This is a genomic window from Deltaproteobacteria bacterium, assembly GCA_013151235.1.
Lineage (GTDB): Bacteria > CG2-30-53-67 > CG2-30-53-67 > CG2-30-53-67 > CG2-30-53-67 > JAADIO01.
This window is the reverse complement of the sequence record JAADIO010000036.1, coordinates 26,585-35,690: the sequence shown is the minus strand read 5'-3', so window position 1 is coordinate 35,690 and position 9,106 is coordinate 26,585. Positions and strand designations below refer to the sequence as shown.

Genomic DNA, 9,106 nt, shown 5'->3' with positions numbered 1-9,106 from the left:
CGGTGATTCAGACTCAAGATTAAAGACCTGACCCCCAATGTGGACCCCCAATGTGTGACCCCCAATGTGACCCCCAATGTGCTATAGGGAGAGAAGGAAAAGAGCGTTCCGCTACGTTGCCGTCGATTTGACAAATTCGGCAAAGTCGGCTTAAGTCTGAATGTATACAAGTCTCTGCCCAGGGAACTTGCAACATTACTACAGGAGGGCTTTGCCATGAAGAGAACAGGGATGTTGATGTGGGTGTTGTTGGGACTCTTTTTGATGGTGGCCGTCACGGCCATGGCGGACGATAAGAAGACGGGGGAAAAGGCCATGCCGGGGGCAGATGCCGCTGCGCTTTGGGCCTATATTCATGGTCCTTCTCCTTATTGGAACTGGGTCCACTGGCCCGACCGGCCGGGACTCTACAAGGGAAGGGAGCCCCATGGTGCGCTGCTGCAGACATTTGTGAATAAAACGGCTCAGCGGGGAGTTTACGGAATGAGGGGTGTGGTCGATGCCGGCGGAATTATCGTGAAAGAAAACTACATGCCGGGACCAACCCTTGCCGCAATTACTGTGATGTACAAGATCAAGGGGTACAATTCCGATAAGGGAGACTGGTTTTGGGTGAAGTACGGGGCAAACGGAAAGATCCTGAAGTCGGGAAAGCCGGCTGGTTGTATCGGCTGTCATGGTGCGCAGAAGATGAATGATTTTATTATGACCAGCCTGATCCGATAGACCCTGGTTCAGCGATCCCTGATTTTTGAGGGGGGGTTCTTTTTGCTCGATCCCGGATCTGGAATCACCGGCAGGGGGATTTTAGATCTGGGATCGGGATTCTTCTTTTGTAAAAAACAGTTCGGCAGTATATATATTCCTTCCGTAATATTCAGATTCGGGTATTCTGCTTCATATGCTGCAATTAAGGATACAAAAGGGAGGATTATGGAACGGGCAGAACTGGATCAACTCTGTGTCAATACGATCCGGATGACGGCGGTGTAGGGGGCGAGAAGGCCAAGTCCTGTTCTTTCCCGTTGGGGCAAAACAAAGCAGAAATTGTTATAAGCCAAGAAGATTTACGCTTCTGATCTCGGTAGCTATTTTGGAAACTATATTTATCTATTGATGAGAAAGTAAGAAAACATTATATTATCTATACGAAAACACGACAGATATAGACTTCATCACAGAAGACAAAATCCTAATTGAATTAAAATTCTATGCAGAGCTAAACCAAAAACAGGGAAATTGTTTAATGAATATCCTGCCAATAAAAAACTGGCGATTGACTCTGTAGAAAAGTTAGAAGTGTTAAATGAAACCTAAAAACTAAAGAGAGCTCACTGAAACGGTCATGCAGTCTGATCACCGCTCCTTATACCCCCAGGGCTCACCGCTGATCGCCTTCTTGATCGTGTTACGTGAATGATTGTTAGCCGGGCAGTTGAGAGATGTTCTTTTCATAAGCTCGATGGGCCGTCCTGATGTGACCAGCTCTCCAAACCTTGCATAGAAGCTTTATTAATTGCTTGCACAGCGCCTACACAAAGAAAAAAGGACTTACGGAAAATTCCGTAAGTCCTCTATTTTCTGGGGGGCCGTCGGGGGCTCGAACCCCGGACCCGCTGATTAAGAGTCAGCTGCTCTCCCAACTGAGCTAACGGCCCATCATTTTATTTCAGATGTTCCGTGTTGCGGAGCATCTGAAATAAAATGATTAATGGTGCGCCCGGCAGGACTCGAACCTGCGACCTGCGGATTCGAAGTCCGACGCTCTATCCAACTGAGCTACGGGCGCTAAGTTTTGCTTCGTCAAATTTATAACTTTTGCTCCGCAAAAGGGTCATGTTTTTTTCGAAGAAAAAAATATTTGGGGTGAGTGAGGGGATTCGAACCCCCGGCCTCAAGGGCCACAACCTTGCGCTCTAACCAACTGAGCTACACCCACCACATTTTGAAAATTGAATTACCGTCGTTTCCAACAACGGCAATTCATTCCCCAAAAAACTGGCGCGCCTGCAGGGAATCGAACCCCGGACCCACGGCTTAGAAGGCCGTTGCTCTATCCAACTGAGCTACAGGCGCTGAAATTTTGCTTGGCAAAATTTCAGAATCTGGTCGGGGCGAGAGGATTTGAACCTCCGACCCCCTGCTCCCAAGGCAGGTGCGCTAACCAGACTGCGCTACGCCCCGTGATTCGTAATCCTTTCAACCGGGTTGTGATCCCGCCCCCTGAACAATGAAAAGATTATAGTGATTTTTATTCCCGATTTCAACCTTTTTCCTGCTCAGGAAGTCCTAAAATAATCTTTGCCGCCTTCTGCAGGGCGATGGAGCGGTGGCTGATCTTGTTCTTCTCTTCCGTACCTAGTTCGGCAAAGGACATCTCCCGTTCGGGGATCACAAAAAGGGGATCATACCCGAACCCCTGGGAGCCCCGCAGTTCCGTTGCAATGAGACCTTCACACCTTCCTTCGGCAAGATCAACCTTTCCGGAAGGCCGGGCGATGGCAATGACGCAGACAAACCGGGCTGTCCGGCGCTTCATCGGGACCTCACGGAGTTCCTCCAGGAGCTTTGCGTTGTTCTTCTCCGGTGTTGCATCCGGGTCGGAATACCGGGCCGAATAGACACCGGGTCTTCCGTTCAGAGCATCCACGACCAAGCCGGAATCGTCGGCCAGGGTGAGTCGTCCCGTCAATTTAGCGATTTCCAGGGCCTTCTTCCGGGCATTCTCTTCGAAGGTCAGGCCGTCTTCCCGGACATCCGGCAGGGAAGGGATATCATCCATACTGATAATCCGGAGATTGCTTCCTGTCAGAATTTGCCGTATTTCTTCGACCTTGTTCGGATTTCGTGAGGCAACGATTACGTCCATCATTTTGTGACGGATCCGCGTCTGGAATCAGATGCCGATCCCCTCTCCCAGGAGTTCCCTCTGAAGATCAATGAGTTGTTTTACCCCATGACCGGCATAGGAGATCATCTGATCCATTTCCTCGCGGCGGAAAGGGTCCCCTTCCGCCGTTCCCTGGATTTCCACAAAGTTCCCTTTCCCGGTCATGACAATATTCATATCCACATCGGCACGGGAATCTTCGTCGTAACAGAGGTCAAGAAGAACATTGCCATCGACAATCCCGACACTGATCGCAGCCAGATAATCCCGGATCGGCATTTTTGAAATCAGACCTCCCCGTTTCATCCATGCCAGGGCATCCGTGAGGGCGATGAAGGCGCCGGTAATCGAGGCCGTCCGCGTGCCGCCGTCCGCCTGGACAACATCGCAGTCGATCAGGATGGAACGTTCACCCAGTATGTTCATATCGACGATGGAGCGGAGACTGCGACCGATAAGCCGTTGAATTTCATGGGTTCGTCCCTTGATTCTTCCGGCGGAGGCTTCCCGCCGGATCCGTTCTCCGGCCGACCGCGGCAACATGGCGTATTCCGCCGTGATCCACCCCCGGCCGCTCTCCTTGAGAAAGGGGGGCACCCGGTCTTCCACTGTGGCGGTGCAGATTACCCGTGTATGACCCATTTCGATCAGGACCGATCCTTCGGCATGATGGATATAATTCCGGGTGGCCTTCATGGGCCGGATGGCATCCGTCGCTCGGCCATCGATTCGTATCATCTTTGATTCCTCTCTCCGCCGGATCGATCAGATCCGGAGGGTTTGTCGAGTCAAACCGGGCTATCCTAATGATTTTGAACCCCGGAGTCAAGAAGTTTCCGCCCGTCCTGTTTTTTCGGCAGACAAGCAATAAAGCGCAGCCTGCGGCACTCAATTGTCACCGTATTATATGAACAGGTCCACGAAGCGGATCGTTATCTGTCAGAGAGCTACCTGCTCGACCTTGGACAAGCTCTGTTCCAGGAAGCGTTCGCCCACCTTTCGAAACCGTTCCGGTGAGTCGGTGACATAATACCTGCGTGTCAAGGGTCTCCGGCCCTTGTTGAGCAGCCCCCGGGATGCGAGAAGGGCCTGAACTTCACGAGCGGTTTCCGTGGCGGAATCGACAAGCCGGACTTTTTCTCCCATCACACGTCCTATAGCGGACCGTAGAATCGGATAGTGTGTGCATCCCAGAACCAGCGTATCGATCCCGGTTTCCTGAAAATCCTTGAGATATTCCCGAACGATTGAAACGGTCAGGGGATGGTCTCCCCACCCCTCCTCCGCGAGGGGGACAAAGAGGGGGCAGGCCCGGGTATGGACTTCTACTTCCGGATCCAGGAGGTGAATCGCCTGAACGTAAGCACGGCTCCCAATGGTCGATTCCGTGCCGATGACTCCGACCTTCCGGACCCTGGAATCACGGACAGCCGCCCGGGCACCGGGAAGCAGCACCCCGACAACGGGAATGGGAAACCGTTCCTGGAGGACGGGGAGCGCAACCGAAGAGGCGGTATTGCAGGCCACGACCAGCATCTTGATCTTCCGTTTCATGAGAAAGCCGGTAATCTCGAGGGCATAACGGGTGACGGTCTCGGCGGATTTAATCCCGTAGGGAACCCGGGCCGTATCCCCGAGATAGATGAGGTTCTCCTCCGGAAGGCGGTGCATCAATTCATGGAAGACGGTCAGCCCGCCGACGCCTGAATCAAAAATTCCGATGGAACGTTGCACCGCTTGTCTCCTTGATCATGTGGGACACAATGGACCCGGTTATGGCAATGCAATATGTCCGGCCAGCGTCTTCCGCTCCTGCCCATCCAGCAGAAACCGGATATGTTGTACTTCAGGAAAATTCTCTTTCAACGTCCGCTGGATCGATTGCAGGGCGAGGGCTTCCTCAAAACAGCCCATTGCAGGTCCCCCTGCCGGTGGAACGGCGAGATCGACAAGAACGATTCCCTGGTGGTCATAGAGTTCCCGCAGAGCGACCTCTCCGGGGAGCAGAGGAAACAGTCCTTTCGTCCAGGGACCTGCGAGAAGCAGGATCAGGACTTGTCGCATCCCGTCGACGGAATCATCGGAGGCATGGATTGTCCGGTCTTCCGGTGCAAGTTCCCGGTTCGGCCCTGGGAACCAGAGTCGCACAGGCTGATTCAGTGTTCCGGCCAGGATTCGGGAAAATCCGGGAAGGGTGACCTGCGCCCAGTCCGGTCCTTGATGTTGCGGTGTTTCCGTTCGCCGGAGAAGCAGGTTCCCAGCGAAAAGGATCAGCACGGCAGCCAGTATGACGAAGAGAAAAGAACGTACTTTTCGCTGGGTTCTATTCATTGTTTCTCCGACTGCCGGTAGCGAATCAGCCCCTGGAAGATTGCCTCGGCCAGGGCCTGCCGGTTTTTCTCCTGTCCCAGAAATGCTTCATCTTCCCGGTTTGTCAGGACCGCCGGCTCGATCAGGACCGTCGGCATCCGGACGGTGCGGGCAAGATAGAGTGCCAGCGGATGGATCCCGAGATCGGGAGTCCGGGGGAACGATTCTGCAAAAGCGGCATGGAGCGATTCCGCCAGTTGTCTCGACTGTTTTGCAAAAAAAAGGGATTGACGATTCCATAAGAGAAGGCCCTTTGCGTCGGTGTTTCCCTCTCTGTCCGGCGCTTGTGCGATATAGATTCCGTACCCATGGAGTCCGGTATCCGGAGACCCGCCCAGATGGATGCTCACCAGAAGGGTCCCCTGCTGATTGTTGGCAAGGGCGGCCCGTTTATCTAAAGAAACTTCCTGATCCTCCTTCCGGGTCAGGAAGGTTCGATAGCCGAGCTGCTGATCAATCAATTTCTGAACACGCTTGGCCAGATCAAGGGTGATCTCTTTTTCCAGCAATCCGTCGGCACCGATCCCCCCCCGGTCATTTCCCCCATGACCGGGATCAAGAATCACCGTCGGTGCAGCGGCGGCGGAAAGGGGTTGAGCCGGGATACCCGGCAGGAAGCACAGCACCAGTGCGGCGATCATCCGATTCAATACGGAAGAAATCCGGTTCCTTTTTATCTTCCAGAGACATGACGGTTGCATCTTGAAGATCATAGTGCAACGGAAGGGAAGTGTCAAAACAAATGAACTGTACCCGATGATGCAGAACAGAAAAAGGTTCTGCGGGGGTTTGATGAATCAAACCCCCACAGCGGACGTGTTTAAAACGTCCTCGAGGAAGAGTTTATGGAGTGGCTGTCCTGGCAAGTAACTTGTTGCAGAGTTCACTATAAAGGGCTTGATGGCCTTCCTTGATAAATTTTTCCCGTCCAATCTGGTTCACCTTCGTAATCACCAGGTTGGCAATCATCCCTTCAATATCGGAAAAGCTTTCCCGCTTGTTTTCCGGTAATTTCCTGAATTCCTGATCGTAGTATCGAAGATTTCCCATGTGCTTCTTGTACATGGTACTGAGGAATACGGAATGCCCGCGGAGTTTGAAATAGTAGGTCTTGTCGGTCTGTATGAAATTGAGGCAGGCCTCCCGGTAGATTTCAAAGAGCTGGGCTTCGCTGACAGGGCCGGATATTTTACCTTTCTCCGCCACCTTCGATGTTTCAGGCCGGAGGGGAGAGGTGGTCTGCAGCCGGTCCCGGTTCTTTTGAAGTGTGTCGTTGATCCACATCAGTTTCTTAATCGCTTCCTGACGTTTCCGAAAGGTGGAGTTCAGCTTTTGTGCCGCTTTTTCCAGTTCCTCCGCGCTCTTTTTCAGCTCTTCCGAGGCCCTGACATAGGGGTTTCCGGTTCGGACCTTTTCCCGTACTCTCTCCTGCTTCATCTTCCCGCTGAAGAACGGCAAACCTTTAAAAATCATTTTCATCACCTCACTTACCCTCGAAACAGATGCAGGTTGCATGCCAAGAATCAAGGGAGAAGGACGGTTATTGTTTTCATATTTGTTTCAAAGAGTTAGAAAGGTTCTCCGATTTCGCCTTTTTCGGAGGGTTCGGAAGGATATGAAAAAGTTTTCCCATTTTGTGAAAACTTTTTCCACATTTGTCCATATTTTTTCCATTTTTGCTTGAATTTCATGATTTGACAGCATGATGGCCGGGTGATATGATTTCAATGATCTTCATCTCGGGTTGTCACCCGTTTTCTCTATTTTATTATTCCACAGGATGGTCTCCTTGCCCTCCATTGATGATCGTATTTTCAAGCTGTTCAAACGTTATGACGGCGTTCCCCCCGAAAAGGTCCATCTGGAAAAACTGCCGGGCGATGCCTCCGATCGAGGGTTCTACCGGCTCCGTCTGCCGGGAGAAAAATCCTGCATCATCATGGAACCGGCAAGGGATGTCCCTGCACCGGAAGATCCCGATGCTCTTCCTTATATTAATGTGCTCTACCACCTGGATCTCTGCGGCGTTCATGTACCGAAGCTCCATCATTACGACCCGGAAACAGGGCTTCTTCTGCTCGAAGATCTGGGCGAGACGACCCTGGAAGACGTGGTCCGGGAACAGGAAGTTCCCGCTTGCCTCCCCCTCTACCGGAAGGCGATTGACGAACTCCTGAAGATCCAGCTTATCGGGACCCGGAAAAGATGTGAAGACTGCATCGCCTTTCAGCTCTCCTTCGACGAGGAAAAACTCTTTCAGGAACTGATTTTCTTTCGTGAATACACCCTCGAAGGGTATCTGAAAAGGAGCTTTTCCACAAGCAAACGGCATCGTCTTGAAGAAGCCTTCCGGCAGCTCAGCCGGATCATTGCCGCGGAACCGCAGTATCTCACGCACCGGGACTACCACAGCCGCAACCTCATGGTCCGGGACGGCAGGATCGGCGTGATCGATTTCCAGGATGCCCGTTTAGGCCCCCTGCAATATGATCTTGTCTCCCTGCTGCGGGATTCCTATGTCGTCCTGCCGGGGGAAGTGACGGCGGAGTTGATCGAATACTATCTGCAGGAGAAAGACCGGATGGAAGGAACCGTCACCGATCGTGTGCGTTTCCGGGAGATTTTCGACATCGTGTCGGTCCAGCGAAACCTCAAGGCCGCCGGTACCTTTGGATACATGGCCGTGATCAAAGGAAAAAAACGTTACCTGCAATACCTCCCTGATACCTTCCGCTATGTCCGGGAGAACCTGGAGAAGTGCGAAATGCTCTACGCACTCAGGGAGGTTCTGCTTCCCGATCTCTCCTCCGCTGCTCCATAAACTGTTTCCAAAGGCATCCTCCGAATGAACAACGGGAGATCATCGGGCCCCCAAAAACCCTCTTGGCTTTCAGGTTGCGGGTGAGTATACTGCTTTCCTACAAGGTTCAGCCGGGTGTCGGAGAAGATGAAAGAAAAATACCGAAAATTAAAGGAAAACCTGCGGGAAATGGGGTCCGTTCTCATTGCTTTTTCCGGCGGTGTGGACAGCACGTTTCTCCTCCGCACGGCCCGGGATGTTTTGGGCGAACACGTCACGGCACTGACAGCCCTCTCCCCGGCCTACCCGGAACAGGAACGAAAAGAAGCCGAGGAATTTGCCGCCTCCCTGGGTATTCCCCATCTTCAGGTGGAATCGAATGAATTGATGATCCCGAATTTCTCCCGGAATGATCCGATGCGGTGTTATTACTGCAAAAGCGAACTCTTTGGAATTCTACGAAAAAGAGCGGAGGAGAGAGGAATCGCCGTCATCTGTGATGGGTCGAACGCCGATGATGCCGGGGATTATCGACCCGGCTTTCAGGCTGCGCGGGAGCAGGGTGTACGCCATCCGTTGCTGGAGGCAGGTCTGACCAAAGAAGAGATCCGGGCCTTGAGTAAAGAACTTTCTCTTCCAACATGGCGCAAAGGATCGATGGCTTGCCTCTCCTCCCGTTTCCCCTACGGCACAAAGATCACGGAAGAACGCCTCCACCAGGTTGCCTGTTGCGAAGCTCTGCTCCGCTCAATGGGATTTGACCCCTTTCGGGTCCGCTATCATGGAGAGATCGCCCGGATCGAGGTCCCCAGGGAACAATTCGACACGATCCTTTCGCCCGTGCATTACAGGAAGATCCTTCGGACGTTCAAGGAAGCGGGGTTTGTCTATGTGACGCTCGATCTGGAAGGGTTCCGAAGCGGGAGTATGAATGAAGTGTTATAACGCCGGACAAGCCGGGACGTGCAATGACGCTTTGCCGCTGCCCGGATTCTTTTCTTGTAAATTCTGAACCGGTAGTATATATATCCGTCTATAATCTTCAG

General features: G+C 52.5%; 9 protein-coding genes and 5 tRNA genes. 3 read left to right on the top strand and 11 right to left on the bottom strand.

Features of this window, described 5'->3' with window-relative positions; genetic code table 11:
* Window positions 1-216: 216 nt before the first annotated feature.
* Window positions 217-726 (top strand): cytochrome P460 family protein, encoded by a 510-nt coding sequence (locus GXP58_07465; GenBank protein ID NOY53441.1) that lies wholly within the window; start codon window positions 217-219, stop codon window positions 724-726.
* An 856-nt stretch (window positions 727-1,582) separates the two neighbouring features.
* On the opposite strand, the gene GXP58_07460 is transcribed toward GXP58_07465, so the two are convergent.
* The 11 genes from GXP58_07460 to GXP58_07410 form a co-directional block, all read right to left on the bottom strand.
* Window positions 1,583-1,658 (bottom strand) — tRNA-Lys (locus GXP58_07460).
* 54 nt (window positions 1,659-1,712) lie between these two features.
* A tRNA-Arg gene (locus GXP58_07455) sits at window positions 1,713-1,789 on the bottom strand.
* Window positions 1,790-1,862: 73 nt separating this feature from the next.
* Window positions 1,863-1,939 (bottom strand) — tRNA-His (locus GXP58_07450).
* Window positions 1,940-1,999: 60 nt separating this feature from the next.
* A tRNA-Arg gene (locus tag GXP58_07445) sits at window positions 2,000-2,076 on the bottom strand.
* Between the two features lie 30 nt (window positions 2,077-2,106).
* Window positions 2,107-2,184, bottom strand: a tRNA-Pro gene (locus GXP58_07440).
* A gap of 79 nt (window positions 2,185-2,263) precedes the next feature.
* Entirely contained in the window at window positions 2,264-2,872 is a 609-nt protein-coding gene (locus GXP58_07435; protein ID NOY53440.1) for an XTP/dITP diphosphatase, read from the bottom strand.
* A gap of 24 nt (window positions 2,873-2,896) precedes the next feature.
* On the bottom strand, window positions 2,897-3,628 hold the full coding sequence (gene rph / locus GXP58_07430) for a ribonuclease PH (GenBank protein ID NOY53439.1): 732 nt from the start codon (window positions 3,626-3,628) through the stop codon (window positions 2,897-2,899).
* A gap of 201 nt (window positions 3,629-3,829) precedes the next feature.
* Entirely contained in the window at window positions 3,830-4,624 is a 795-nt protein-coding gene (locus tag GXP58_07425) for a glutamate racemase (GenBank protein ID NOY53438.1), read from the bottom strand.
* A 39-nt stretch (window positions 4,625-4,663) separates the two neighbouring features.
* On the bottom strand, window positions 4,664-5,221 hold the full coding sequence (locus tag GXP58_07420) for a GerMN domain-containing protein (protein ID NOY53437.1): 558 nt from the start codon (window positions 5,219-5,221) through the stop codon (window positions 4,664-4,666).
* Window positions 5,218-5,910: an N-acetylmuramoyl-L-alanine amidase gene (locus GXP58_07415; protein NOY53436.1), complete on the bottom strand. Its 693-nt coding sequence runs from the start codon at window positions 5,908-5,910 to the stop codon at window positions 5,218-5,220. Before GXP58_07415 ends, GXP58_07420 begins: the two co-directional genes overlap by 4 nt.
* Before the next feature lie 193 nt (window positions 5,911-6,103).
* Window positions 6,104-6,733: a hypothetical protein gene (locus GXP58_07410; protein NOY53435.1), complete on the bottom strand. Its 630-nt coding sequence runs from the start codon at window positions 6,731-6,733 to the stop codon at window positions 6,104-6,106.
* 316 nt (window positions 6,734-7,049) lie between these two features.
* On the opposite strand from GXP58_07410, the gene GXP58_07405 reads away from it, so the two are divergent.
* Together GXP58_07405 and larE are read left to right on the top strand one after the other, a co-directional pair.
* Window positions 7,050-8,081 carry a phosphotransferase gene (locus GXP58_07405; protein NOY53434.1) on the top strand — a complete coding sequence of 344 codons (1,032 nt, stop codon included), beginning with the start codon at window positions 7,050-7,052 and terminating at the stop codon, window positions 8,079-8,081.
* Window positions 8,082-8,207: 126 nt separating this feature from the next.
* A complete protein-coding gene (larE, locus tag GXP58_07400) occupies window positions 8,208-9,005 on the top strand; it encodes an ATP-dependent sacrificial sulfur transferase LarE (GenBank protein ID NOY53433.1) in 798 nt (265 codons plus the stop codon).
* The last annotated feature ends 101 nt before the right edge of the window (window positions 9,006-9,106 follow it).

Coding starts and splice junctions, on each gene's coding strand:
- GXP58_07465 (NOY53441.1), top strand. CDS start 217: ATGAAGAGAACAGGGATGTTGATGTGGGTGTTGTTGGGACTCTTTTTG.
- GXP58_07435 (NOY53440.1), bottom strand. CDS start 2,872: ATGATGGACGTAATCGTTGCCTCACGAAATCCGAACAAGGTCGAAGAA.
- rph (NOY53439.1), bottom strand. CDS start 3,628: ATGATACGAATCGATGGCCGAGCGACGGATGCCATCCGGCCCATGAAG.
- GXP58_07420 (NOY53437.1), bottom strand. CDS start 5,221: ATGAATAGAACCCAGCGAAAAGTACGTTCTTTTCTCTTCGTCATACTG.
- GXP58_07410 (NOY53435.1), bottom strand. CDS start 6,733: ATGATTTTTAAAGGTTTGCCGTTCTTCAGCGGGAAGATGAAGCAGGAG.
- larE (NOY53433.1), top strand. CDS start 8,208: ATGAAAGAAAAATACCGAAAATTAAAGGAAAACCTGCGGGAAATGGGG.